Annotated in this window: 27 protein-coding genes and 2 riboswitches; of the genes, 24 read left to right on the top strand and 3 right to left on the bottom strand. The window is 42.7% G+C overall.

All coding sequences use genetic code 11. The features are described from left to right. The first annotated feature begins 67 nt into the window (after nt 1-67). From QNN06_RS26485 to ltrA, 8 genes are all read left to right on the top strand, one after another. Nucleotides 68-1,243, top strand: coding sequence for an acetyl-CoA C-acetyltransferase (locus tag QNN06_RS26485; protein WP_213117820.1), 1,176 nt, complete (start codon nt 68-70; stop codon nt 1,241-1,243). A gap of 70 nt (nt 1,244-1,313) precedes the next feature. After that, nucleotides 1,314-3,095, top strand: a complete 1,782-nt coding sequence (locus QNN06_RS26480; RefSeq protein ID WP_217032105.1) for an acyl-CoA dehydrogenase family protein — start codon at nt 1,314-1,316, stop codon at nt 3,093-3,095. A 180-nt stretch (nt 3,096-3,275) separates the two neighbouring features. Further along, on the top strand, nt 3,276-3,635 hold the full coding sequence (locus QNN06_RS26475; protein WP_284036264.1) for an arsenate reductase family protein: 360 nt from the start codon (nt 3,276-3,278) through the stop codon (nt 3,633-3,635). A 73-nt stretch (nt 3,636-3,708) separates the two neighbouring features. Next, on the top strand, nt 3,709-4,092 hold the full coding sequence (gcvH, locus tag QNN06_RS26470) for a glycine cleavage system protein GcvH (RefSeq protein ID WP_213117823.1): 384 nt from the start codon (nt 3,709-3,711) through the stop codon (nt 4,090-4,092). Nucleotides 4,093-4,201: 109 nt separating this feature from the next. Next, nucleotides 4,202-4,441 (top strand): YusG family protein, encoded by a 240-nt coding sequence (locus tag QNN06_RS26465; protein ID WP_284036263.1) that lies wholly within the window; start codon nt 4,202-4,204, stop codon nt 4,439-4,441. Between the two features lie 145 nt (nt 4,442-4,586). Further along, nucleotides 4,587-4,943, top strand: a complete 357-nt coding sequence (locus QNN06_RS26460; RefSeq protein ID WP_213117825.1) for a toprim domain-containing protein — start codon at nt 4,587-4,589, stop codon at nt 4,941-4,943. An 8-nt stretch (nt 4,944-4,951) separates the two neighbouring features. Continuing rightward, nucleotides 4,952-5,266 (top strand): thioredoxin family protein, encoded by a 315-nt coding sequence (locus QNN06_RS26455; protein ID WP_284036262.1) that lies wholly within the window; start codon nt 4,952-4,954, stop codon nt 5,264-5,266. A 532-nt stretch (nt 5,267-5,798) separates the two neighbouring features. Beyond that, nucleotides 5,799-7,073: a group II intron reverse transcriptase/maturase gene (gene ltrA / locus QNN06_RS26450; RefSeq protein ID WP_284035999.1), complete on the top strand. Its 1,275-nt coding sequence runs from the start codon at nt 5,799-5,801 to the stop codon at nt 7,071-7,073. A 788-nt stretch (nt 7,074-7,861) separates the two neighbouring features. Here the strand turns inward: ltrA and QNN06_RS26445 are convergent. Further along, nucleotides 7,862-8,731, bottom strand: coding sequence for a nuclease-related domain-containing protein (locus QNN06_RS26445; RefSeq protein WP_284036261.1), 870 nt, complete (start codon nt 8,729-8,731; stop codon nt 7,862-7,864). Nucleotides 8,732-9,017: 286 nt separating this feature from the next. On the opposite strand from QNN06_RS26445, the gene QNN06_RS26440 reads away from it, so the two are divergent. The 10 genes from QNN06_RS26440 to sufB all read left to right on the top strand — a co-directional run bounded on the left by QNN06_RS26440 (nt 9,018) and on the right by sufB (nt 19,444). Further along, complete coding sequence (locus tag QNN06_RS26440) at nt 9,018-9,374, top strand: SCP2 sterol-binding domain-containing protein (RefSeq protein ID WP_284037981.1); 357 nt, start codon at nt 9,018-9,020, stop codon at nt 9,372-9,374. Nucleotides 9,375-9,455: 81 nt separating this feature from the next. Continuing rightward, nucleotides 9,456-9,558, top strand: a riboswitch (SAM riboswitch). 69 nt (nt 9,559-9,627) lie between these two features. Further along, a complete protein-coding gene (locus QNN06_RS26435; RefSeq protein ID WP_284036260.1) occupies nt 9,628-10,944 on the top strand; it encodes an O-acetylhomoserine aminocarboxypropyltransferase/cysteine synthase family protein in 1,317 nt (438 codons plus the stop codon). Between the two features lie 125 nt (nt 10,945-11,069). Next, nucleotides 11,070-11,175: riboswitch (SAM riboswitch) on the top strand. A gap of 122 nt (nt 11,176-11,297) precedes the next feature. Further along, complete coding sequence (locus QNN06_RS26430; protein ID WP_284036259.1) at nt 11,298-12,323, top strand: methionine ABC transporter ATP-binding protein; 1,026 nt, start codon at nt 11,298-11,300, stop codon at nt 12,321-12,323. After that, complete coding sequence (locus QNN06_RS26425) at nt 12,316-12,981, top strand: methionine ABC transporter permease (RefSeq protein ID WP_213117831.1); 666 nt, start codon at nt 12,316-12,318, stop codon at nt 12,979-12,981. The genes QNN06_RS26430 and QNN06_RS26425 overlap by 8 nt, the downstream gene beginning before the upstream one ends. Nucleotides 12,982-12,996: 15 nt before the next feature. Then, nucleotides 12,997-13,827: a MetQ/NlpA family ABC transporter substrate-binding protein gene (locus QNN06_RS26420; RefSeq protein WP_217032090.1), complete on the top strand. Its 831-nt coding sequence runs from the start codon at nt 12,997-12,999 to the stop codon at nt 13,825-13,827. A 371-nt stretch (nt 13,828-14,198) separates the two neighbouring features. Then, nucleotides 14,199-14,984, top strand: coding sequence for a Fe-S cluster assembly ATPase SufC (gene sufC, locus QNN06_RS26415; protein ID WP_213117833.1), 786 nt, complete (start codon nt 14,199-14,201; stop codon nt 14,982-14,984). Nucleotides 14,985-15,008: 24 nt separating this feature from the next. Next, nucleotides 15,009-16,319, top strand: coding sequence for a Fe-S cluster assembly protein SufD (gene sufD / locus QNN06_RS26410; RefSeq protein ID WP_213117834.1), 1,311 nt, complete (start codon nt 15,009-15,011; stop codon nt 16,317-16,319). Continuing rightward, nucleotides 16,319-17,548, top strand: coding sequence for a cysteine desulfurase (locus tag QNN06_RS26405; protein WP_213117835.1), 1,230 nt, complete (start codon nt 16,319-16,321; stop codon nt 17,546-17,548). Before sufD ends, QNN06_RS26405 begins: the two co-directional genes overlap by 1 nt. Further along, nucleotides 17,538-17,975 carry a Fe-S cluster assembly sulfur transfer protein SufU gene (gene sufU / locus QNN06_RS26400; protein ID WP_213117836.1) on the top strand — a complete coding sequence of 146 codons (438 nt, stop codon included), beginning with the start codon at nt 17,538-17,540 and terminating at the stop codon, nt 17,973-17,975. The genes QNN06_RS26405 and sufU overlap by 11 nt, the downstream gene beginning before the upstream one ends. Nucleotides 17,976-18,046: 71 nt before the next feature. Further along, a complete protein-coding gene (sufB, locus tag QNN06_RS26395; protein WP_213117837.1) occupies nt 18,047-19,444 on the top strand; it encodes a Fe-S cluster assembly protein SufB in 1,398 nt (465 codons plus the stop codon). Here the strand turns inward: sufB and QNN06_RS26390 are convergent. Beyond that, on the bottom strand, nt 19,433-19,738 hold the full coding sequence (locus tag QNN06_RS26390) for a hypothetical protein (RefSeq protein WP_284036258.1): 306 nt from the start codon (nt 19,736-19,738) through the stop codon (nt 19,433-19,435). The genes sufB and QNN06_RS26390 overlap by 12 nt on opposite strands. A 62-nt stretch (nt 19,739-19,800) precedes the next feature. Here QNN06_RS26390 and QNN06_RS26385 point away from each other — a divergent pair, with 62 nt between their 5' ends. From QNN06_RS26385 to yunB, 5 genes are all read left to right on the top strand, one after another. Continuing rightward, nucleotides 19,801-20,646: a DUF72 domain-containing protein gene (locus tag QNN06_RS26385; protein ID WP_284036257.1), complete on the top strand. Its 846-nt coding sequence runs from the start codon at nt 19,801-19,803 to the stop codon at nt 20,644-20,646. Between the two features lie 36 nt (nt 20,647-20,682). Then, complete coding sequence (locus QNN06_RS26380) at nt 20,683-21,504, top strand: sulfite exporter TauE/SafE family protein (RefSeq protein WP_217032086.1); 822 nt, start codon at nt 20,683-20,685, stop codon at nt 21,502-21,504. A 10-nt stretch (nt 21,505-21,514) separates the two neighbouring features. Beyond that, on the top strand, nt 21,515-22,864 hold the full coding sequence (locus QNN06_RS26375) for a bifunctional metallophosphatase/5'-nucleotidase (protein WP_217032084.1): 1,350 nt from the start codon (nt 21,515-21,517) through the stop codon (nt 22,862-22,864). Nucleotides 22,865-22,931: 67 nt separating this feature from the next. After that, entirely contained in the window at nt 22,932-23,234 is a 303-nt protein-coding gene (locus QNN06_RS26370; protein WP_213117843.1) for a YunC family protein, read from the top strand. Between the two features lie 92 nt (nt 23,235-23,326). Beyond that, on the top strand, nt 23,327-24,112 hold the full coding sequence (gene yunB / locus QNN06_RS26365; RefSeq protein WP_213117844.1) for a sporulation protein YunB: 786 nt from the start codon (nt 23,327-23,329) through the stop codon (nt 24,110-24,112). A gap of 28 nt (nt 24,113-24,140) precedes the next feature. Here the strand turns inward: yunB and QNN06_RS26360 are convergent, their stop codons facing one another. Next, nucleotides 24,141-25,124, bottom strand: coding sequence for a M23 family metallopeptidase (locus QNN06_RS26360; RefSeq protein ID WP_213117845.1), 984 nt, complete (start codon nt 25,122-25,124; stop codon nt 24,141-24,143). 177 nt (nt 25,125-25,301) lie between these two features. On the opposite strand from QNN06_RS26360, the gene lipA reads away from it, so the two are divergent. After that, nucleotides 25,302-26,222: a lipoyl synthase gene (gene lipA, locus QNN06_RS26355; RefSeq protein ID WP_213117846.1), complete on the top strand. Its 921-nt coding sequence runs from the start codon at nt 25,302-25,304 to the stop codon at nt 26,220-26,222. Nucleotides 26,223-26,227 lie beyond the last annotated feature (5 nt).

Here is a 26,227-nt window from a genome sequence, read left to right as displayed (position 1 = left end):
GGCCCTCGCCCTTGGCAGACATATAGATTCGTATATTCCAAGAATGGAAGAAAGAGAGGGAACTTGCATGAGAGAAGCGGTAATCGTTGCCGGCGCAAGAACACCGGTCGGCAAATCGAAAAAAGGAACGCTTGCCCAAGTTCGTCCTGATGATTTGGGGGCATTAGTCGTAAAAGAAACATTAAAGCGTGCCGGAAATTATGACGGTAATATCGATGATTTAGTGATTGGCTGCGCGACGCCTGAGGCAGAGCAGGGCATGAACGTGGCACGAAATATTGGGGCATTGGCAGGACTTCCGCACACGGTTCCAGCCATCACTGTCAATCGTTTCTGTTCATCCGGTTTGCAGGCCGTTGCGTATGCGGCACAATCCATTATGCTTGGGCACATCGACACAGCCATCGCTGGCGGAGTAGAGTCAATGAGCTTGCTGCCAATGGGCGGACACGTGATCCGGCCAAACGCAAAACTAGTCGAAAGCGCACCGGAATATTACATGGGAATGGGTCATACAGCTGAAGAGGTAGCGAAAAAATACGGCATTACCCGTGAAGAGCAGGACGCTTTTGCAGTAAGAAGCCATCAACGCGCTTTCAAAGCCATCCAGGAAGGCAAATTTGTTGATGAAATCGTTCCAGTTGATGTTACTTTCCGCTCTGTCGGCAAAGACAATAAACTGGTTGAAAAAACAATCAAGTTTTCTCAAGACGAAGGTGTTCGTCCGGAAACAAATCTTGAAACATTGGCAAAGCTTCGTCCTGCATTCTCGGTAACAGGTTCAGTAACTGCTGGTAACGCATCACAAACAAGTGATGGTGCGGCTGCAGTAATGATTATGGATCGTGAAAAAGCAGAAGCGCTTGGCCTTAAGCCATTGGCAAGATTCCGCTCCTTCGCTGTCGGCGGCGTTCCGCCGGAAATCATGGGTGTCGGTCCGGTTGTTGCCGTTCCAAAGGCTCTTAAGCTTGCTGGCCTTGAAGTCTCCGATATCAACCTGTTTGAATTAAACGAAGCATTTGCTTCCCAGTCCATTCAGGTTATCCGTGAGCTTGGCCTTGATGAAGAGAAAGTGAATGTAAACGGCGGTGCGATTGCATTAGGTCACCCGCTTGGCTGTACAGGTGCAAAATTAACCTTAACGCTAATCAATGAACTAAGACGCAGACAGGAACAATTCGGTGTCGTTACCATGTGTATCGGCGGCGGAATGGGTGCTGCAGGCGTATTTGAATTACTTTAAATTTTTTTGGCGGCCCTGCCCTCGAGCGAGTCGCCCCCACCCTACCAATTTAAATTAGGAGGAATTTTCGATGACTGAAACTAAAAAAATCGTTAAAGGCGGAGCCTTTTTAATTGAAGATCTTACTTATGATCAAATCTTTACCCCGGAAGATTTTACTGAAGAACATTTAATGATAGCCAAGACAGCTGAAGACTTTGTGGAAAAAGAAGTTCATCCTGTTCTTGAGCGTCTTGAAAACCATGAATTTGATATCACAGTCAAGCTTTTAAAGGAAGCCGGCGAACTGGGTCTTTTAGCTGCTGACGTACCTGAAGAGTACGAAGGTTTAGGCTTGGACAAAATCACTTCATCTCTAATTACTGAAAAAATGGCCGGCGGAGGCGGTTTCGCTCTTTCCCACGGTGCACACGTAGGTATCGGCTCACTGCCAATCGTTTTATTCGGTAACGAAGACCAAAAGAATCGCTATTTACCAGCCCTTGCATCTGGTGAAAAACTAGCTGCTTACGCATTAACTGAGCCAGGTTCAGGTTCAGACGCTCTAGGCGCAAGAACTACTGCCAAATTAAATGCAGAAGGCACTCACTATATTCTAAACGGCGAAAAGCAATGGATTACGAACGCCGGCTTCGCAGATGTATTTGTTGTATACGCTAAAATTGACGGTGAAAAGTTCTCAGCATTTATCGTAGACCGTAGCTTCCCTGGCGTTTCTACCGGCGCTGAAGAAAAGAAAATGGGTATCAAGAGCTCATCCACTCGGACCCTTATTTTAGAAGATGTCCCAGTTCCAGTTGAAAACCTATTAGGTGAAATCGGCAAAGGCCACGTTATCGCGTTCAACATCTTAAATATCGGTCGTTACAAGCTTGCAATCGGTGCTGTGGGCGGTTCCAAGAAAGCATTTGAAATGACTGTAAAATATGCAAACGGCCGTCAGCAATTCAAAACACCAATTTCTCAATTTAATTTAACAAAAGAAAAATTCGGAACATTGGCTTCTGAAATTTATGCGGCTGAAAGCTCCGTATGGCGCACAATCGGCCTATATGAAGAAAACCAAGGCAAGCTTTCCGATGAAGAAACTAAAGATATTAAGAAACTTGCGGATTCTATCGCTGAATATGCAATAGAGTGTTCATTAAACAAATTCTTCGGCAGTGAAGTACTTGCCCATGTGGTTGACGAAGGCGTTCAAATCCATGGCGGTTACGGCTTCATGCAGGAGTATCCAATTGAAAGAGCATACCGTGACGCCCGTATCCAGCGTATTTTCGAAGGAACAAACGAAATCAACCGTCTTCTTGTTCCAGGTACTCTTGTGAAAAAAGCGATTAAAGGCGAGCTTCCATTATTCCAAAAAGCAATGGCCCTTCAAGAAGAATTAATGATGTTAATGCCTGAAGAGCCAGGCGATGAGCCATTAGCACAGGAAAAATATCTAGTAAAGCAAGCTAAGAAACTTGCGCTAGTTGCCGCTGGTTTATCAGCTCAAAAATTTGGCAAGGCCCTTGAAAAAGAGCAGGAAATCCTTGCAAATATCGCTGATATCATTTCAGACGTATATTCAATGGAATCTGTTGTGTTGCGTACTGAAAAAGCAATTGCCAAAGACGGCGCAGAAAAGAACCAGCAGAAGCTTCTTTACACTCAAATCTTCTGCCAAGAAGCGTTCAACCGCATCGAAGCTGTTGCGAAAGAAACACTTGTGGCTGTTGAACAAGGCGACATGCTGCGCATGATGCTTTCCACACTAAGAAAGCTGACTCGCCACACTCCAATCAACGTAATTGCAAAAAAACGCGAAGCTGCTGATGTCATCGTCGAAGCTGAACGTTATCTAGTTTAATACCTTTTACAGGGCTCCCTTTGTTCATTCTTGTGGGGGCCTTTTATTTTTGAATATTTTCGAAACTTGGCAGGATTTTCACGAAATTAGTCGAATTTGTTGGATGGATATTTTTTCTTTTGAAAATAGTTATGGTAATATTCAATTATGACTGAATTTTAGTAAAAGGCGGTGAAAAGGATGTCTTTGACTTTTTACTGGTATCCGAAGTGCGGAACATGTCGAAACGCAAAAAAGTGGCTTGACCAACATGAAGTTAATTATGAGCCTGTACATATCGTGGAAAATCCTCCATCCCATGAGGAAATTCGAGATTTTTATCAAAAAAGCGGCTTGGAATTAAAGAAGTTTTTTAACACTAGCGGAATGAAATATCGTGAATTAGGCGTTAAAGACAAATTAAAGACCGCTTCCGAAGATGAACTGTTAGACTTGCTTGCGTCTGACGGCATGTTGCTGAAACGGCCGATTTTAACAGACGGTGAACATGTCACTGTCGGCTTTAAAGAAGATGAGTTTGAGAAAGTATGGACGAAATAGTCCGTCATTAAAAGGGCAATCGATATATTTCGATGATAGATATTTTTAGAAAAATTATGGAGGGATTTAGACAATGAGCACACCAAAAGAATTGCGTTATACTGAAGAGCATGAATGGGTAAAAACGGAAGGTAGCCGCGTGCGTGTAGGAATCACCGACTTTGCACAGCATGAATTAGGAGACATCGTTTTCGTTGAACTTCCTGAAGTCGGCGATGAGATCAATTCCGGCGAACCATTCGGCAGCGTCGAGTCTGTTAAGACGGTTTCCGAACTTTACTCCCCTATTAGCGGCAAGGTTGTCGAAATTAACGAAGATTTGAATGATAACCCTGAATATGTGAACGAATCTCCTTATGAAAAGGCATGGATGATTGTGGTTGAAGTCTCAAACAGCAGCGAGCTGGATGATCTGATGACTGCTGAGCAATACGAGGAAATGATTAAAGCAGATTAATTTTTTGAGCGAAAAAGCGCCTATTGCGGGTGCTTTTTCTTTTTATTACCACTTTTTCTTCTGCGTTAATGGGGAAACTATAAATAAAATTATATGGCAGGTGGAAAAAATGGCATTGAATCACCATAAGATAGACGTAACAGACAGGGTCGTGGGCAAGCTCAAAAATGGAGAATTAGAGCTATTTTTGGAAAATCAGTCAATCGGCATTTGTAAACTTCCAGATAATATTCAAATGAAGCTCGAACACCATTTTGAAGCCGAAGGCCAAAAGATATATCAGCATGTCTCCACAACAGAGGGCAGGGATGCTAAGTATACAGACTGTGATGATGGCGGATGGTGCTGAGAAATAAAAGAATTTCATCATCTTATAAGCAAATTCCTATTTTAAAAATAACAATGATGGTATAGTTGACATACAAAGATGTGTACACGTATTAGGAATTCCGGAATATGTTAACAGTAAACCACTTCATATCAGGTGATGGATGATGAATGATTCGTATGTTGACAAAGTTCTTATTGTGGAAGGAAAATCGGACAAAAACAAAGTCAAGAATATTTTAAAAGAGCCCGTCGAAATAATTTGTACAAACGGAACCATTAGTCACACAAAGTTGGATGAATGGATTGATATTCTTGAGGACAAAGATGTCTACATTCTTGTCGACGCCGATGCAGCAGGCGAAAAGCTGCGCAAGCTTTTTAAAAGAGAATTTCCAAATGCAGAGCATTTATATATAGACCGAATGTACCGCGAAGTGGCAACCGCCCCAGAGCACCACTTAGCAACGGTTTTGCTGGGGGCAAACATTGATGTGCATAAAGAGTTTTTAGAGATGGGCTGAAGTTACAGATGTTAGAATGGAATCGAAATGAATTTTCCGCGTTTTGGGAGAGCGGCGAGCGCGGTGTAGTTTACTTTTATACACCCATGTGCGGGACCTGCCAGGTGGCCGGAAAAATGCTTATGGTTGTGGAGGCTGCCCTAGGGGATTTTAGTGTTGGAAAAATGAACCTAAATTACTACCCTGATCTGGCTGAGTCTTTTGCGATTGAGAGTGTGCCGTGCCTGTTGTTTGTTGAAGGCGGGCGTATGGCAGAGACGCTTTACGCATTTCATTCGGTTCCGTACTTGTTAGAGAAGATAAAAGGGTATTTGAGAGGATGAGCAGACGCCGGGTGGGGCGTCTGTTTTTTTATGTGTGCCAGGCATGACAACTATCTAGGTGGTGAAAGTCCACTGTGGGGGTACACATCGACCAACCACTAAGGAAACGCAAGGCGCTTACCGTGAGGTAGGGGCTGGAGGAAGCGTGGAATAAAATCTTGGCTCGACGAACAGAAATCTGATACCAAGGCTTTATAAAAGGATAAGGCTCCATATCAAGTCAAAGTCCAAAAGATGTGCGTAACTTTATAGAGTAAATCAGGCGAGTAAAAGAGGAAAGATAGTTGTCTTACCCTGGGAGGTCTTGCGGATGTACAGAAATACAGTCGAAAAAGGTTAGCCGCAAGAAGTCAGCAGAAGCCATAGTAATGAATGAAAATTCATGAAGGGCTGAACAATTTATAGTGTTTCAACACCACGAATGCGTGAGTGACGTACTCCGAATGTGTTAATGGCGAAAGTATGAGCGTATCTCAAAGGATAACCAAAAGGGAGCTATCACTTACTACGTGAGAGGGAAGGAGAAACGAGTGTGGAACTTTTAGAACAGATTCTAAGTAATAAAAATATGAATGAAGCCTACTTACGTGTCTATAAAAATAAAGGTGCAAGTGGGGTCGATGGAGTAACGGTCGATGAATTAAAGCAATATCTGAAAGAGAATAAGGATGAGCTGCGTCAGCGTATCAGAACAAGAAAATACCAACCACAAGCTGCCTTAAGAGTGGAAATCCCAAAAGAAAATGGAAAGATGCGCAAATTGGGAATACCAACAGTAGTGGATAGAGTAGTTCAGCAAGCCATTCATCAAGTTCTCAGTCCGATATTTGAAGAGCAGTTCAGTGAATTCAGTTACGGCTTTAGACCAAAAAGAAGTTGTGAAATGGCGATTATAAAAAGCTTGGAAATTCTGAATGATGGACACGATTGGGTAGTAGACATTGACCTTGAAAGATTCTTCGATACAGTCCACCACGATAAACTTATGCGAATCATATCTAACACAATAAATGATAGAGACGTCATATCACTAATAAGAAAATACCTTGTCAGTGGGGTTATGGTGAATGGGAAATATGAAGAAACACCAATTGGGACTCCGCAAGGAGGCAACCTCAGTCCGCTCTTAAGTAATATTATGTTAAATGAATTCGATAAGGAATTAGAAAGTAGAGGACTACGATTCGTGAGATATGCGGATGATGCCCTCATCTTTATGAAGAGTGAAAAAGCAGCGAACAGAGTGATGAAATCAATCGTGAAATTTATAGAAGAAAAATTAGGGTTGATAGTCAATGTCGAAAAGAGTAAAATCTCTCGCCCAAAAGAATTGAAATTCTTAGGATTTGGGTATTACTACGATTTCACAAACAAGAGATACCAAGCGAAACCTCACCCAACTTCAGTACAGAAATTTCAAAGGAAGCTTCGACAACTGACAAAGCGAAACTGGAGTGTTCCGCTAGACTACCGAATATTGAAACTGAAACAAGTCATGTTCGGGTGGGTAAATTACTTTAGAATCGCAAATATGAAAAAATTAACAAGTCGAATTGATAAGAAACTACGCTCAAGAATAAGAGTAATCATCTGGAAACAATGGAAAGTATCGGCAAAACAAATCAAGTCGCTAATTCAACTAGGAATACCCGAAGAAGAAGCGAAAGGATTAACGTTCTGCCGGAAAGGATACCGGTATATCGGGTTATCAAAAGTTGTCCAAAGAGCAATCTCAAACAAAAGACTAAAGCAGAGGGGAGTACCCTCTGCTCTAGAACGTTACCTAAAAGTACACACTGTAATATAAATTGAAACGCCGTATACGCGAACCGTACGTACGGTGTTGTGAGAGGGGCGAAAATAGTCAACCTATTTTCCCTCTACTCGATTTGAGGAAAGAGATAAGCATTAAAGAGTCATAGAGCCCGGCCAGCTGAAAAACCGAGAGGAAAGGTAACCAATAAAGGGAATGGATGCCTGAACGGCCGGATAACCGGGATGAAGGGTAACCAATAAAGGGAATGGGTGCCCAAACCTCTGTAAATACAAGAGGAAGGGTAACCAATAAAAGGATATGGGTGCCCGGTCCGCTACAAAAACAAGAGGAACGGTAACCAATAAGGAATATGGGTGCCCAAACCACCGTAAAACCAAGAGGAAGGGTAACCAATAAGGGATATGGATGCCCAAACCGCTGTAAATACAAGAGGAAGGGTAACCAATAAGGGATATGGGTGCCCAAACCGCTGTAAAACCAAGAGGAAGGGTAACCAATAAAAGGAATGGGTGCCCGGTCCGCCTTAAAATCAAGAGAAAGGGTAACCTATAAGGGATATGGGTGCCCAAACCGCTATAAAACCAAGAGGAAGGGTAACCAATAATAGGAATGGGTGCCTTGTCCGCCACAAAACCAAGAGGAAGGGTAACCAATAGGGGATATGGGTGCCAAGCCGCTGTAAAACCAAGAGGAAGGGTAACCAATAGGGGATATGGGCGCCCGAACCGCTGTAAATCCAAGAGTAAAGGTAACCAATGAAAGGAATGGCTGCCCTGGCCGTAAATCTATTATCCCCCGATACTCAAAAAGGTAATTATTTACTCAAAAAACGACCATTGCCCATGTCCTACTAGTGTGTAGTTTGCCTTAAGAACCCTTCGAATCATTTTCTTAGAAAAAACACCCCCGCACCACTCAAACACCAAAGTAGTCGTAATCTTAAACTCCGGAAAAAGCAACACTAACTCCCCAACACTGCGCAGCACTACCGACTCCAGTCTTTCCTCGCACCCACACGTATTACAAACGATTTTTCTCTCTTCAACCGAAACCGAAAATGAGTTGCACTTCGAACAACAAGTACCTTTTCTTAGCTGCTCATAACAATAAGTCGGCTTTGGAGCATTAGGATAATCACCTTGATCCAAAGAAATTAATAGGTCTGCCAACCTCTCATGGCCACCATTCAGGTTTGATGGGATATTTTCTAGTTTTCTTATGAAGCGATTGATTTGTGTTGGGAGAATAACATGATTGTTTTGAGGAGCCTTGTATAAGGTGAACGTGGGGTTGATATGAACCACGTAGGATTCAACCAGCAAATTAAATCTGTACTCATCGAGAAGCTGCCGCAGTTTTGACTCGCTTCGAAACAATTGAAGGATAGGGTCGTCAATTTCGGTATCATTTTTACAAAAACGGTCGGGGTCAGACTTATAAATATAGTCTCCTTCAAAATTTTTTACATCAATCAGGTAAATCGTTTTTTGAAAAATAATAATAGTGTCGATTTGAAAGTGCTTTTCTTTCAATTTAAAAAGCAAGCCATTTAAAACGATGCAGTTATTCTTCAATCTTTCGGTTAAAGCATCAAACATCACTTCTCCTTGATAGCCTTTTTCAAGAGCATAATACTTTTTCCTGTCTGTATCAGTAAGTGCCATACGCGGGTTTAATGCCCGTAACATAAGCAACTCCTTTGTTACTCGGCGCGATTTTTTTGGTGTAGGCATAGTCCACATCCTCTCAAATAATTAAAATACCCATATCCAATTTTACTCCAACTTAAACGCAAATTAGAATGTATGAATATTTTGTTAACATTACCAGCATCCAGCATAGTCCGACATATTTCTCGGGAAATGTTAATATTTCCCCATCCGTCCGAAGATAAATGTCGAGCAAATCATAAAGGAATAAATAAATCACTGCTGAATAGTAATTGGTATAGACGAGGATTTCGGAGTGATTAAAATGATAGAAGAGGTTAATAGCTTTTTAAAAACATTTAATGACCAAGGACATATTCTTCCGCTAATACAGCACGCAGAACTTAGGATTAGCCTAAGTACCACCGAACAGCAATCGGTTCAACTGGTTATTAAAAACGGGGAAATATTCGCCCTCTATGACTCACAACAGGATCAGGCGAATTGCCAAATCCACGGCGGCCTACAAGAACTAAAGCAACTTCTTGAAGGGAAAGAAAGATTAAGGGTACTGCAACGGAATGGAGTCCTGAACGTAAAAGGCGCACTAAGGACCGTATTATTACTGGAATCACTATTTTATTTAACTAAAGCTCAGACAAATCTTGCCGAAATAATTTAATCAAAGGTATTGACTCGGAATTAAACTTCAGGTATTATTTTTTTAGAATATTCAAGCAACGATCAACGAACTAAATAAACATTCTTATCAAGAGCGGCGGAGGGACTGGCCCGTTGAAGCCCGGCAACCGGTAGACCACACGGTGCTAAATCCAGCAGAGCAAACAGGCTCTGAAAGATAAGAAGAGCGGAGAACCCCCATCTTCTTATAGGAAGCATGGGTTTTATTTTTATATTGGGAGGGAATAAGAACTATGTCAGAAAAACAAAAGAAGTTAAGGTTTGAAACATTAAGTGTTCACGGTGGCCTCACACCAGACCCTGTAACAGGAGCACGGGCGCTACCTATCTATCAAAATAACGCCTACCAATTCAAAAGCACAGAGCATGCCGCCAACCTTTTCGCCTTAGCAGAGCCTGGGTACATATATACGCGGATTCACAATCCCACCACAACTGTTTTTGAAGAAAGAGTATCGCTCCTAGAAGGCGGCGTTGGTGCACTGGCAGTGGCAAGCGGCATGGCAGCTATCACACTGGCCATCTTAAACATTGCCGAAGCAGGCGATGAAATTGTTGCTGCATCCAACCTATACGGCGGAACCTATAATCTATTTGCAGTGACCCTCCCAAAATACGGGATTAATGTAAAGTTTGTAGATCCAGAGAATCCGGAAAACTTCCGTGCGGCCATTTCGGAAAAAACAAAAGCCGTTTTTGCTGAAACAATCGGCAATCCGAGCTTAAGAATCCTTGATATTGAAAAGGTAGCCAATATTGCACACGAAGCAGGGGTTCCTCTTATCGTGGACAACACCTTTGCGACACCATACTTGTGCCGTCCAATTGAGCATGGCGCTGATATCGTCGTTCACTCCGCCACCAAGTGGCTGTTAGGAAATGGAACAACTACAGGGGGCATAATTGTCGACGGCGGCAAGTTTGATTGGAATTCGCCAAAATTCCCTGGTTTTACAACGCCAGATGCCAGTTACCATGACCTGGTCTATGCTGAGGCACTTGGACCGGTAGCTTATATTATTAAAGCACGCGTACAGCTTCTCCGCGACATGGGGCCGGCTTTAAGTCCGCAAAGCTCATTCCAGTTTGTTCTTGGTTTAGAAACGCTTCATGTACGGATGAAAGAGCATGTGGCCAACACCCAAAAGGTAGTGGAATACTTGCAAAATCATTCTGCGGTTGAATGGGTTTCTTATCCGGGGCATCCATCACATCCTGACTATGAATTGGCGCAAAAATATTTGCCTAAGGGTGCTGGTTCTATGGTGGTATTTGGCATTAAAGGCGGCAGGGAAGCCGGTGCGAAATTAATCGATGCGATCACCTTATGGGCACACGTGGCTAATGTCGGGGATGCCAAGAGCTTAATTATCCACCCAGCAAGCACCACACACCAGCAGCTGGATGCGGAAGGTTTAAAGGCGGCGGGCGTTTCCGAGGATTTAATCCGTCTTTCCATTGGAATTGAAAATGTTGAGGACTTAGTGGAAGATTTAGAGGACGCAATCGAAGCTGCAACTGGCCTAACATCTTTAAAAACAAATGCCTGAATTTTTCCAAAAAAGTTTTTTGAAAATGTAGAATTTCGTCGTTGACACTACTTTCTAACCGTGATACTATTACTTTCATAATAATAGTATTAATGAATGAATAATTAAATATAGGATAGCTTTTGCTCTTATCAAGAGAGGTGGAGGGATGTGCCCTATGAAGCCCGGCAACCGTCAATTTATTGAAATGGTGCCAATTCACACAAAGCTTACGGCTTTGAGAGATGGGAGAAAGGATTCATTTAATGATGATGCCTTTCTGCCTGCGCAGAGAGGCTATTTATTTTACTAAAATAGAATCCTTTCGTGAAAATTATCAAATCCTAAAATAAGGATAAGAAGTAGGTGATTCAATGATTTCAATTAAAAATGTACGAAAGATTTTTTCTACCAAGCAGGGGCAACTAAAAGCAGTTGATGAAGTTAACCTTGATATTAAAGAAGGAGAAATCTTTGGTGTGATTGGATATAGCGGGGCCGGAAAAAGTACCTTAATCCGCATGTTAAATGGTCTCGAGCTGCCTACGGATGGAACTGTAAACGTGGCTGGCAGGGAGATTTCAAAAATAAAGGGTGCAGAGCTCAGAAAAGCCCGTCAGGAAATCAGCATGATTTTCCAGCACTTTAATCTTCTTTGGTCAAGAACGGTCAGCGAAAATATCGCGTTTCCATTAGAAATTGCTGGTGTGAGCGCACAGCAAAGAAAAAAACGGGTTGAAGAGTTGATCAAGTTAGTCGGCCTTGAAGGCAGAGGAGACGCCTACCCTTCGCAGCTTAGCGGCGGTCAGAAGCAGCGGGTCGGGATTGCCCGGGCCCTTGCCAATAACCCGAAGGTGCTTTTATGTGACGAGGCGACATCAGCGCTCGATCCGCAAACCACTGACTCTATTCTCGACCTTTTAGTGGATATTAATAAACAACTTGGCTTAACGATTGTGTTGATTACTCACGAAATGCATGTCATCCGGAAAATCTGTCATCGGGTAGCGGTCATGGAAAGCGGGCGGATAGTCGAGCTTGGGCCAGTACTTGATGTATTTAAAAACCCGCAGCAACCCATCACGAAGCGTTTCGTGCAGCAGGTAACCGAACCGGAAAAAACAAAAGAGACAGCAGAGCATTTGCTTGAGCGCTATCCGCATGGAAAGGTCATTCAACTATCGTTTCTTGGGGAAGCAACAGAACAGCCTTTAATCACACGTGTTATTCGTGATTTTGATGTCGTAGTAAATATTCTGCAAGGGAATATTTCACATACGCAAAACGGGTCTTATGGAACATTATTTATTCATTTGGATGGCCAAGCAAATGAAATTCAGAAAGCCATCGAATATATTCACTCGCAGCAAGTGGGCGTGGAGGTGATCAGTAATGGCTGACTTTATGGAATTAGTTAAGTGGGATGGGCTGTTACTGGCAACACGTGAAACGATCTATATGACCGCTATCTCGGTCCTTGCCACATTTATTTTGGGCTTGTTACTAGGCCTGCTGCTATTTCTAACGAGTAAAGGAAACATATGGGAAAATCGCGGAGTAAACATTATTACTGCCGGCTTTGTAAATATTTTTAGATCCATTCCCTTTATTATCTTAATTGTTTTATTAATCCCTTTTACTAAAATTCTCGTTGGGACAATGCTCGGTGCCAATGCTGCACTGCCGGCACTGATTATTGGAGCAGCTCCGTTTTATGCGCGTATGGTGGAAATCGCCCTTAGGGAGATTGATAAAGGGGTAATTGAAGCATCACAATCAATGGGTGCCACACATGGACATATTATTTTTAAGGTATTAATACCTGAATCCTTGCCAGCATTAATTTCCGGGATTACCGTTACCACGATTTCACTTGTTGGCTTTACTGCAATGGCTGGGGTCATTGGAGCCGGTGGACTTGGCCATTTTGCCTATCTAGAAGGCTTTCAACGCAACAGGCCAATGGTTACGTTAGTGGCAACTATTGCTATTTTAATCTTAGTTTTTATTATCCAATTTATTGGAGATTATTTCACAAAGAAAACAGATAAACGATAACAGGAGGAGAAAAGAATGAAAAAAGTTCTGGGTTTGATTTTCATTGCGTTTACCGTATTTGCCTTAGCAGCCTGCGGCGGTGCAAAAAATGATTCAGCAGATAAAGATGGGAACAAAAAATTAGTGGTTGGTGCAACAGCTGTACCACACGCAGAAGTACTTGAAGCAGCAAAACCAATATTGAAGAAAAAAGGTATTGATTTGGAAATTCAAGTTTTCCAAGACTATATTCTGCCAAACGTAGCATTAAAGGATAAAGAAATAGATGCAAACTATTTCCAAACACCTGGGTATTTAGATCTGCAGATGAAAGAAAATAAAGATTTTGATTTTGTCAGTGTGGGTGGGGTTCATAAAGAACCAATCGGCATTTACTCAAAAAAGTATAAAAGTCTAAAAGATCTTCCAAATGGTGCAACCATTATTATGAGTGATTCTTTAAGTGACCACGGCCGTATCCTGCCTATTTTTGAAAAGGCTGGACTAATCAAGCTTAAAGAAGGCGTGGGTGCAAACGCAAGAATAGACGATATCGTTGAAAATCCAAAGAACCTGAAGTTCCCTAAATTAATTGAAGCAAAATTACTAGCATCTTCCTTCGAAAACGGTGAAGGTGATGCGGTTGCCATTAATACCAACTATGCATTAGAAGGCGGCATTGATATTGGAAAATATGGTATTGCCTTTGAAGGTAGTGACGTGGTTCCAGCAAACCTTGTAGTAGTTCGTTCGGAGGACAAAGACCGTAAGGAAATCAAAACACTTGTAGAGGTTCTTCAATCGAAAGAAATTCAAGATTTTATTAAGGATAAATACAAGGGTGCTGTTATCGCAGCAACTGAGTAATTATTAAATAAATATGAAATTGCAGAAAAGTCAGTGAGGATTCACTGGCTTTTCTGTATTCATTACATGAAAGCCCATTATTCAGTAAAAAATAGATGCCATAACCACCGATGGCATTTTAGCAAAAAATAAGGTATCATTTTATTCGGGCTTGTATTACATAAAAAGTCTTTATCTGAAATTACTTTAAAAACTTCCTGCTATTCTCATTTAGCATGTTCTGAGTGAAAATACATGCTAGTTATTACTATTAAAAAGTTGCTAACAAATTTCATTTGTTATAAGATTGTAATGAGAATAAAGTGAGAATGAATGCGGAAGATCTTAAAAATCTGTCTGCAAAGATACAATACATTTTCGGAGGTATGAATATGGCTGGATCAACTTTAACAATCAAAGATCTGCATGTAGCAATTGATGGGAAAGAAATTTTAAAGGGTGTCAACCTTGAAATAAAAGGCGGCGAAATTCACGCCATTATGGGTCCTAACGGAACTGGTAAATCTACATTATCTTCTGCTATCATGGGTCACCCTAAATATGAAGTAACAAGCGGCAGCATTACGCTTGATGGGCAAGATGTTTTAGAAATGGAAGTAGATGAACGCGCTCGTGCTGGACTATTTTTAGCGATGCAATACCCAAGCGAAATTAACGGTGTAACGAATGCTGACTTTTTGCGTTCAGCTATCAACAGCCGTCTGGGCGAAGGCAACGAAATTTCTTTAATGAAATTCATTCGTAAAATGGATAAGCAAATGGAATACCTTGAAATGGATCTAGATATGGCGCAGCGTTACCTTAATGAAGGCTTCTCCGGCGGTGAGAAAAAACGTAATGAAATCCTGCAATTAATGATGTTGGAACCGAAAATTGCGATTCTCGACGAAATCGACTCCGGTCTTGATATTGATGCCTTAAAGGTAGTATCGAAAGGTGTTAACGAAATGCGCGGTGAGGATTTCGGATGCTTAATTATTACTCACTATCAACGTCTGTTAAACTATATCACTCCTGACCATGTGCACGTAATGATGCAAGGCCGTGTGGTAAAATCCGGCGGGCCAGAGCTTGCACAGCGCTTAGAAGCAGAAGGATATGACTGGATCAAGCAAGAGCTTGGTATTGAAGATGAAACAGTTGAGCAAGAAGCTTAAAAGCTTTTGTTAGGAGGGTTAGCAATGACAACAGAAACAACATTACCGTTTGATAAGGGTTTTGTGAGCTCTTTTTCAAAAGAAAAGAGCGAGCCTGCTTGGTTTGAAGAGCTTCGTCTGAAGGCACTTGAGCATTTCCACGAACTGCCGATGCCTCGGCCAGATAAAACAAAAATAGATAAATGGAATTTTACGCAGTTTGAGCAGCATACAGTTAAAAGTGCTCCATATACATCTTTGGCAGAATTGCCAGAAGAGGTTAAAGCATTAGTTGATTTGGATGCGGCAAAACAAAATTTATATATTCAGCGCAATCAAACGCCAGCCTTTATTTCCTTATCTGAAGACCTAAAGGCAAAGGGTGTTGTGTTTACCGATATTTTCACTGCTGCTAGAGAGCACGGCGATTTACTGAAAAAATATTATATGACACAGGCGATCAATGCTGATGAGCACCGTTTGACTGCTCTTCATGCAGCATTTGTCAATGGCGGAGCCTTCCTGTATGTTCCGAAGAACATCGAAATTGTGGAACCTATTCAGGCGGTGTTCGTTCATGACAATGCGGAAGCAAACCTGTTTAACCATGTTCTTGTGGTCGCAGAAGATAATAGCTCTTTGACATACGTGGAAAACTATATTTCCACAGTGGAAGAGTCTAATACCTTGGCAAATATCCTGACAGAGGTAATTGCCAATACAAATGCAAAGGTGCAATACGGTGCTGTTGATACTTTGGCAAAAGGCATCACAACCTATGTGAACCGCCGTGGTGTCACCGGCCGCGATTCCCGAATCGAGTGGGCGCTTGGCATGATGAATGAAGGCAATACTATTTCTGAAAATACTACCAATCTCCTTGGTGACGGCTCTAATGGGGATACTAAAACTGTTGTGGTCGGACGTGGTGAGCAGACCCAGAACTTTACGACAAAGGTTGTTCACTTTGGCAGACATACAATAGGAAATATCTTAAATCATGGCGTTGTTAAGGATAACGCTACTTCTATCTTCAACGGAATTGGAAAAATTGAACATGGCGCCTCTAAATCTGACGCTGAGCAAACATCACGCGTGTTAATGCTTAGTGAAAAAGCTCGCGGCGATGCGAATCCAATTTTATTAATCGACGAAGATGATGTTATGGCTGGCCACGCTGCTTCTGTAGGACGCGTTGACCCAGTGCAATTATATTATTTGATGAGCCGCGGTATTCCGAAGAAGGAAGCGGAACGTTTAGTCATTCATGGCTTCCTTGCACCGGTGGTAAATCAGCTTCCAATTGAAAAAGTAAAACAGCAATTAGTGGAAGTTATTGAAAGGAAAGTAAGATAATGAATATCCAGGATATTCGCAAACTGTTTCCTATTTTAGACCAAGAAGTTAACGGTAAGCCATTAGTTTATCTGGATAGCTCTGCGACATCGCAGAAGCCCGTCCAAGTTATTGAAACACTTGACAGATACTACCGCGAGTACAATTCAAATGTTCATCGCGGTGTGCATACACTAGGAACAAGAGCAACTGATGCTTACGAAGGAGCACGGGAAAAGGTTCGTAAGTTTATCAATGCCAAGTCCATTCAGGAAGTTATTTTTACAAGAGGAACGACGACCTCCCTTAACACTGTGGCGGCAAGCTACGGCGCCGCCAACCTGAAGGAAGGCGACGAAATCGTCATTACCTATATGGAGCACCACAGCAATATCATCCCATGGCAGCAGATAGCTAAACGGACTGGTGCCCAGTTGAAATACATTCCGCTCCAAGAGGATGGAACAATTTCATTAGATGATGTTCGCGTGACCATCACACCAAACACAAAAATTGTGTCGGTGATGCAGGTATCCAACGTGCTTGGCGTCATCAATCCTGTTAAAGAAATCGCCAAGATTGCCCATGAAAATGGCGCCATCATGGTAGTTGACGGTGCACAAAGTGCTCCGCATATGAATATCGACGTTCAAGATTTAGATTGCGATTTCCTTGCTTTTTCCGGCCATAAGATGTGCGGACCAACCGGGATTGGTGTCCTTTACGGGAAAAAGCATCTGCTTGAAAAAATGGAGCCGGTTGAATTCGGCGGTGAAATGATTGATTTCGTGGAATTATATGAATCAACCTGGAAAGAGCTGCCGTGGAAGTTCGAGGGTGGAACGCCAATCATTGCTGGTGCCATCGGTTTAGGCGCGGCAATTGACTTTTTGAATGAAGTCGGTTTAGACAATATTGTCGAGCATGAACATAAGCTAGCTGCTTATGCGCTTGAAAAAATGTCAACTGTTGAAGGCATCACGATTTATGGACCGCATGATCCGACTAAACGCGCTGGTCTAGTGACTTTCAATTTAAGCGATGTTCACCCGCATGATGTAGCGACGGTTCTGGATGCGGAAGGAATCGCTGTCCGCGCCGGCCATCACTGCGCCCAGCCGCTGATGAGATGGCTTAAGGCATCGGCAACAGCTCGTGCCAGCTTTTACCTATACAACACAGAAGAAGATATTGATAAACTCGTAGAAGGGCTTGTCAAAACGAAGGAGTATTTCAGCGATGTCTTCTAACTTAGATGCACTTTACCGAAGAGTAATCATGGACCATTACAAAAATCCGCGCAACCGCGGGATTTTGGAGGATGGAAGCCATACGATCAATATGAATAACCCGACCTGCGGTGATCGTATTCAATTAACATTGAAGGTGGAGGACGGCATTGTCGTTGATGCCAAGCAGGAAGGGGAAGGCTGTTCGATTTCCATGTCATCTGCTTCGATGATGACACAGGCCATTAAAGGTAAGAAAATCGAAGACGCATTAAAGCTGTCAAAGATTTTTTCGGATATGATGCAAGGCAAAGAAGTGGATGATGATATCGATTTAGGCGATATCGAAGCGCTTCAAGGGGTTGCCAAGTTTCCAGCCAGAATTAAATGCGCTACATTGGCGTGGAAGGCTATGGAAAAAAGCTTAAAAGAAGAGAATCAAGATTAAAACGGTTCTGAAAGTATCCGGCCTCTTGCCTGGAGCTTTCACCTCTCGTAAAAAAAGGAGGAATACTTGCGATGGCGAAGAAAATGCCGGAGATTGGCGAGTACAAATATGGTTTTGCCGATAAAGACGTTTCCATATTCCGATCAAAACGTGGTTTAACACGTGAGATTGTTGAAGAGATTTCAAAAATGAAGGGTGAACCTCAGTGGATGCTTGACTTCCGCTTAAAATCACTTGAAATATTCTACAGTAAACCAATGCCGCAATGGGGCGGTGACTTAAACTCATTGAATTTCGATGAAATTACGTACTATGTAAAACCATCGGAGAAATCAGAAAAGTCATGGGATGAAGTACCGGAAGAAATTAAAGCGACCTTTGACAAACTTGGAATTCCAGAAGCCGAGCAAAAATATCTTGCTGGAGTTTCTGCGCAATATGAATCCGAGGTTGTTTACCATAACATGAAGGAAGACCTTGAGGCATTAGGAATCATCTTTAAAGATACCGATTCTGCGTTAAGGGAAAACGAAGATATTTTCCGCAAACACTGGGCAACAGTTATTCCGCCAACTGATAACAAGTTTTCTGCACTAAACTCAGCTGTTTGGTCCGGCGGCTCTTTCATTTATGTACCGCCTGGTATTAAGGTGGATACACCATTACAGGCCTATTTCCGGATTAACTCGGAAAACATGGGGCAGTTTGAAAGAACGCTAATCATTGTTGATGAAGGTGCCCATGTCCACTATGTTGAAGGCTGTACAGCACCTGTTTATACAACTAACTCCCTTCACAGTGCAGTTGTAGAAATCATCGTTAAAAAAGGCGGCTACTGCCGTTATACAACGATTCAAAACTGGGCAAATAACGTATATAACCTTGTAACAAAGCGGACTGTCTGCGAAGAAAATGCGACAATGGAATGGATTGACGGTAACATCGGTTCTAAATTAACGATGAAATATCCTGCTGTTATTTTAAAAGGCGAAGGCGCTCGCGGGATGACCTTATCCATTGCGATTGCTGGCAAAGGCCAAGTGCAGGATACAGGTTCTAAGATGATTCACTTAGCACCAAATACTTCTTCAACGATCGTATCAAAGTCGATTTCTAAGCATGGCGGAAGTGTAAACTATCGCGGCATGGTACATTTTGGCCGTAAAGCAGATGGCGCTCGCTCTAATATCGAATGCGATACGTTGATAATGGATAATCAATCTACTTCAGATACGATTCCATACAACGAAGTGTTAAATAACAACATCTCACTTGAGCACGAAGCAAAGGTTTCTAAGGTTTCTGAAGAGCAATTATTCTACTTGATGAGCCGTGGTATCTCCGAGCAGGAAGCTACTGAAATGATCGTCATGGGCTTCATCGAGCCTTTTACAAAGGAACTTCCAATGGAATATGCTGTTGAGATGAACCGCTTGATCAAGTTCGAGATGGAAGGCTCAATCGGTTAATATTTTTGAAAAATTAAACCCGCTTGCTGGGATAGGCAGGCGGGTTTTTGCATTGGGAATGAGGTTACGCTCGGATGGGGGCGGGATATTCTCGGATAAGGGTGAAATACTCTCGGATAGGGACGGAATACTCTCAGAAAGGATGCTTACTGTCGGATAGGTCCTTCCAACTGTCGGATAGGCCGGTCCAACTGTCATATAAATCGCGCCAACTGTCGGAATGGAGCCTAACTGTCGTATAAAGTGCGCCAACTGTCGTAAAAGCCCACCCCACTGTCGTATAAAGCCCGTCAAATGTCGTCCACCTATTCCGAACTAAAAAGGTTATGCTATTATAAAAAGCGGAGGTGAACTCATTGATATACATCGGTGTAACAGGCTGGGGCGATCATGACAGTTTGTATACAGGTCCAATCATGCCCAGAGACAAATTAAAGGAATACGCAGGCCATTTTCCAATCGTGGAAGTGGACACCGCCTTTTATGCGATACAGCCCCAAAGGAACGGCTTGAAATGGGTCAATGAAACGCCGCCTCAATTTCAATTTATCGTCAAAGCATATCAAGGCATGACAGGCCATCTCCGTGGTGAAATACCTTTTGAAAATAAACAAGCAATGTTTCATGCATTTATAGAATCATTAGACCCCTATATTGAGAAAAATAAACTTGCAATGGTCTTATTTCAATTTCCGCCATGGTTTGATTGCAAACGGGAAAATGTAGATTACTTAAGATGGTGCAAGCAGCAAATGGGGGATATTCCATGCGCACTTGAATTTAGACACCAATCCTGGTTTGCGCCGCAATACCGCAAACAAACACTGAAATTTATGAGAGAGGAAAACTGGATTCACAGCATATGTGACGAACCGCAATCCGGGGAGGGTTCCGTTCCGACGGTTCTTGTATCAACATACCAACATAAGGTTCTCGTCAGATTCCACGGCCGCAATGTCCATGGCTGGCAAAAGAAAAACGCCGAGAATTGGCGGGATGTCCGCTACCTTTACCGCTATAACGAGCAAGAACTCCTAGAATGGTCCGGACACATCCAAAAGCTTACCAAGGAATGCGACGACGTATACCTCCTTTTTAATAACAATTCCGGCGGAGATGCGGCTGATAATGCCAAGCAGATGATGGACATTTTAAATATTGAATATGAGGGATTAGCACCAAGACAGCTAGACTTATTTTAAATACAACCAGAGTATACATAGAAAGAAAGTGAAACCATGGAATGGATTATCCTTCTTATCATCGGTATATGCGCAAGTTCATTGGGATCGCTGATAGGCCTTGGCGGCGGAATCATCGTTGTGCCGGCCTTGCTCTATTTGGCGACTATAAACGGGTTTGCCCATATAACTCCGCAGGTTGCCGTAGGAACATCGCTTTTTACGATGATTTTTACGGGTCTTTCCTCAGTCTTAGCTTATACAAAACATAAAGTGGTCGATTATAAGAGCGGGCTCATTTTTCTCATCGGCAGCGGCCCGGGGAGTATTCTGGGGGCGTGGGTAACAGAAAGTATGAACCTTCATGCTTTTAATTTATATTTTGGACTATTTATTATTCTCGTCTCGATTATCCTGTTTGTAAAAGATAAATTAAAGCCAATACCATATCGGAAGGACAGAGGCATTACCCGTACCTTTACGGATAACAGGGGGAAAACCTTTGAATATGGCTACAGCCCCGTTGTTGCAGTCATTGTTTCGTTTGTTGTCGGGTTTTTATCAGGTATTTTTGGTGTTGGCGGCGGCTCACTGATGGTTCCAACGATGATTCTCATCTTTTTCTTCCCGCCGCATGTGGCTACAGCAACATCGATGTTTATGATTTTACCAACCTCAATTTTAAGCTCCATTACGCACATCTCATTAGGAAACGTCAACTGGCTTTATGCTTTGGCACTTGTGCCGGGGGCTTATATTGGGGCGAACATTGGCGTATTTTTAAATACAAGATTAAAGAGCAAAACGATTGTCTGGATATTAAGAACGGTTCTTGTCATCGTAGGGATTCGGTTAATCTATGAAGGAATAACAGGGTAGGTAGATACAAATGGAAAGAATACATATATACCATACGAACGACATCCACAGCCACTTGGAAAATTGGCCGCGCATCGAGCAATTTTTAAAGCAACAAAGGAAGCAGCACCAAGATCAGGATGAGGTTTTCCTATTTGATATTGGTGATTTCATTGACCGCTGGCATCCGTTGACAGAAGCGACCATGGGTAAAGCGAGTATTGAACTCTTAAACGAATGCCAATATACAGCGGTCACAATTGGCAATAACGAAGGAATCAACCTGCCGCATGACGGGTTGGAGCAGCTTTATGCCGCCTCAAAGTTTGATGTGCTAGCAGCGAATCTTTTTCAAAAAAATAACCAGCATCCAGACTGGGTGAAGCCCTATCAAATTTATCGAACCAAATCGGGTATCCGCCTTGGCGTTATCGGCTTAACGGCCAACTTCACGCATCTTTACGAATTATTGGGTTGGAATCTGACCGAGCCTTTAAACGAACTTAAAAAATGGATCACAGCCGTAAAGGAACAATCAGACATGGTTATTCTGCTTTCCCACCTAGGCCTTCGTGATGATGAACGGATTGCAGCAGAATTTCCTGAGATTGACGTGATTCTGGGTGCTCATACACATCATTTTTTGGAAAATGGAAAGCTTGTAGACAATACGCTTTTGGCGGCCGCCGGAAAATTTGGTTATTATGTAGGCCATGTTACGATTGTGTTGGACAGCAAAAATAGCATTCAAGACAAACAAGCCATTCTTTATGATACAAAGGAGCTTCCGGTGGCTCTAAATGAGGCTCAGATAGCAGAGGCCTTTCTAGATAAAGGGAAAAAGCTGCTTAATGGAAGAGTCACGACCCTAACGAAGCCATTCTTAAGCGATCCGTTTAAGGAAACAGAGTTTTCGCTTTTCCTATGCAAAGCTTTACGAGAATGGTGCCATACCGAATGCGCGATGCTCAATGCCGGCATCCTTCTTGGTCCGTTATCCGGCGATGTGACAGAATTTGATCTTCTAAACATCTGCCCACACCCGATTAATCCGTGTGTTGTCGAGGTTACGGGCCAAGAATTAACGGAAATATTACGGGAATCGATGGACGAGAGCCTCCATCAAAAACAAATAACAGGGCTTGGTTTTAGAGGCAATGAATTAGGAATATTTGTTTATGACGGAATAAGGTTTGACTCCGGTGAGATTTTTATTAATGGAGAAAAGCTGGAGCCGCAAAAAATCTACACACTGGCACTGCCGGATATGTTTACGTTCGGACATTTTTTCAAAGGAGTTCTGCCTCATAAGAATAAGAAATATTTCCTGCCGGAATTTTTGCGCGATATCCTAAAATGGAAACTAAAGACCCAGTCTTAATCCTGGGACACACGCTTTTTCCTTTTCCTACATAATGTGATAGTAGGGAAAGGAGTGTGGAATCCTGATGATTGATCTTTCACCAATTGAAATTGACGGCCATACGTTTCTTGCGGTCTCTGTATTACTTCCAAAAACGACCTTGCTTGCTGTGACAAGCGATAAAGGATATATAATGTGCGGTGCGTTGGATATCGGCTTATTAAATGATAAACTAAAGGACCGAAACATTATCGCTGGGAGAGCAGTCGGAGTAAGAACAATCGACCAGCTGTTGAACGCGCCGCTGGAATCCGTCACAATTGGAGCGGAGGAATTAGGAATCTCAAAAGGCATGATTGGCAAGGATGCCTTGCTGAAAATGATATAAAAGTCTGCTTTCGTAGCAGGCTTTTTCCCATTTATTTATTGGGCTAGTTCACCCCTTTTTCGCATACACATACGATGAAGGGGTGATTTTTGTTGGCAAAATTTCGCATGTACCGGCGGCGAAGAGGTCCGTTGCCTTTCCGATATGTCATGCTTTTAACTTTTGTCTTTTTCCTGTTGACATCAGCAATCAGTGTGTTGCTTGTGAACAAAGGGATTGAACCTACCTTAATGAGATATGCCGAATCCGAAACTCGAAATATCGCTTCCCTTGTGATAAATAGAGCTATTACCAAAAGGACCACTAATGTCGGAGAAAATAATCAAGTCGTGCAAATCATCCCAGGCAGCGATGGGGAGAAACAAAACTTTCAGTTAAATACGGATTTAATTAACAGGGTATTAGCTGAAACAACGGCACAAATTCAAAAGAATTTGAAGGCGGCAAAACAAGGTAATCTTGCCCAGCTGGAACAGATTACAGATGTGGAGATTGAGACAGAGAACACGAAGGATGAGAACTCGATCACCTGGTATGTTCCATTAGGGCAGGCAACCAATATAGCGTTGCTGGGGAACCTTGGTCCGAAAATCCCTGTCAAATTTCAAGCCATTGGGGAAGTGGAACCGGATGTGCATATCCAAACGAAAGAAATGGGGATCAATAATACATGGGTGGAAGTCTCTATTCAGATAGAGGTCTCCGTTCAAATTATTACTCCATTTGCTACGAAAATTACGAAACTGAAGCAAAGTATTCCAGTAGGAAGTGCTCTTGTTGAGGGAACGGTTCCGCAGTTCTATAACGGCGGAGGAGGTACGATTCCATCCATTCAGGTTCCCGAGAAAAAGCAGGATACAAAAAAATCAGGAAATTAACAAAAGGACTATCCATCATGGACAGTCCTTATTTTTTGCGAACATTCATCCGTTCAATCCGTTTCCACTTTGCTAAATACGGATAGGGGTCAAATGACCATTCGGTAATCCCATTATCTTTATACATGCCGTAATGGAGATGCGGCGGGAATTTTCCTGATGTGCCTGGAGGGCCGTAGCCTGAGCTTCCTACTCCGCCGATCACCATCCCGGGTTTAACAATTTGCCCGACCTGCAAGTCTTTGGCAAACCCGCTGAGATGGGCAAAGTAATGATATGTGTTATTTATATCCCGGATGCCTATTCTCCAACCGCCAAATTTGTTCCAGCCCTTCATTTCCACAATCCCGTAACCGGTAGCTCTTACCGGAACACCATAGCCGGCAAAAATGTCAGTGCCCTCATGAATTCTTCGGCCGCCCCAGCCCCGGGCATCCCCCCAGGTGCTGCGATAGCTATGATTGCTTCTTAACGGAACCGGGAAAACATTTGAATCCAAATTCAGCCGCCCAAAATGACGGTAAATTTTGGCATAGCTGACGATGCTTCCAACCGTTCGATCACGGTGGTAATAATCCCATAAACCGATTTTAATATTATCTTCATCTACTCCGTAAGAAAGCAGATAATGAGCAAAGGAATATAATACATCTTCATCATTTTTCAGGCTGGCATTTCCATCTCCATCCCCATCAACTCCGACTCCATTAAAAAACTGGATAATTGCAGGATTCTCTTCTGATGGATTAGGATTAGTCAGCCCGGCCCATTGTTCAGGGCGAAAATAAATGCCAATCAGGCTCTCTGGTTTTGGCAAATCGCGGCGTGACAAGCGGACATTTCGTTCATATTGGTCAACCGCAGCTAAATAATACCAAGGAATTTGGGTGATGGTTTCAACCTTCTTATAAAGCTTCATTCGTTCCTGGTATGGATCGGCTTCCGCAGCTTTTGCCCCTATACTTGAGGTAAATAACAAGAGGAAAGCAGCTATTATCAGCACAGCCCGCATAGGAATTCTCCCTTCCCATTTATTGTACAAGGTTAGTTTATGAATTCTAGAACATTTCATTATGGTCAATAATTGGAAATCGGGAAAATCTTTGCGGCAGATGCTGACTTCTTGTCGATGTCGACCCAGTATGTTAAAGTGACAACAGGAGTGTTTATACATAGTCGGGGGTGCATGATGAGCAAGAAAGAGGAAGTTCTGAGAAAACCTGATTGGTTAAAAATAAAGCTTAATACAAATGAATCATATACGGGATTAAAGAAATTGATGCGGGAAAAGAATCTTCACACCGTTTGTGAAGAGGCGCGCTGCCCGAATATCCATGAATGCTGGGCAGTACGGCGAACGGCTACTTTTATGATTCTCGGTGATACCTGTACCAGGGCCTGCCGCTTTTGTGCAGTAAAAACGGGTCTGCCAACAGAACTGGATTGGCAGGAACCGGAAAGAGTCGCCGATTCTGTTCAACTTATGAACCTGAAGCATGTCGTTGTAACCGCAGTTGCCAGAGATGATTTAAAGGATGGCGGTGCTGCTGTTTTTGCGGAAACCGTTCGGGCCATCCGCCGGAAAAACCCGTTTACAAGCATCGAGGTCTTGCCGTCTGATATGGGCGGAAAAGAAGAAAACCTGCGAACATTGATGGATGCGAAGCCAGATATTTTAAACCATAATATCGAAACGGTCAGACGCCTGACACCGAGAGTCAGAGCCCGTGCAAAATATGACCGGTCACTAGAGTTCCTGCGCCGGGCAAAGGAAATGAATCCGAGTATTCCGACGAAATCAAGCTTAATGATTGGCCTTGGTGAAACAAAGGAAGAAATTATTGAGGTTATGGATGATTTGCGGGCAAATCATGTTGATATCATGACGATTGGCCAGTATTTGCAGCCGACCAAAAGCCACCTAAAGGTTATTAAATACTATAGCCCTGATGAGTTTAATGAATTCCGCGAAATTGCCATAAGTAAGGGGTTCAGCCATTGCGAAGCGGGACCGCTTGTGCGTTCTTCTTATCACGCTGACGAACAAGTAAATGCTGCTGCAAAGCATAAGCAATTACTTGGCGAACAAAGTGCGCAGGAAGCTAAATAACTTGA

It is taken from the genome of Neobacillus sp. 114 (genome assembly GCF_030127045.1).
In the GTDB taxonomy this organism is placed as follows: Bacteria; Bacillota; Bacilli; order Bacillales; family Cytobacillaceae; genus Neobacillus; species Neobacillus rhizophilus.
Note: the sequence above shows the minus strand (reverse complement) of the source record. Positions and strands in the feature narration are given on the sequence as shown.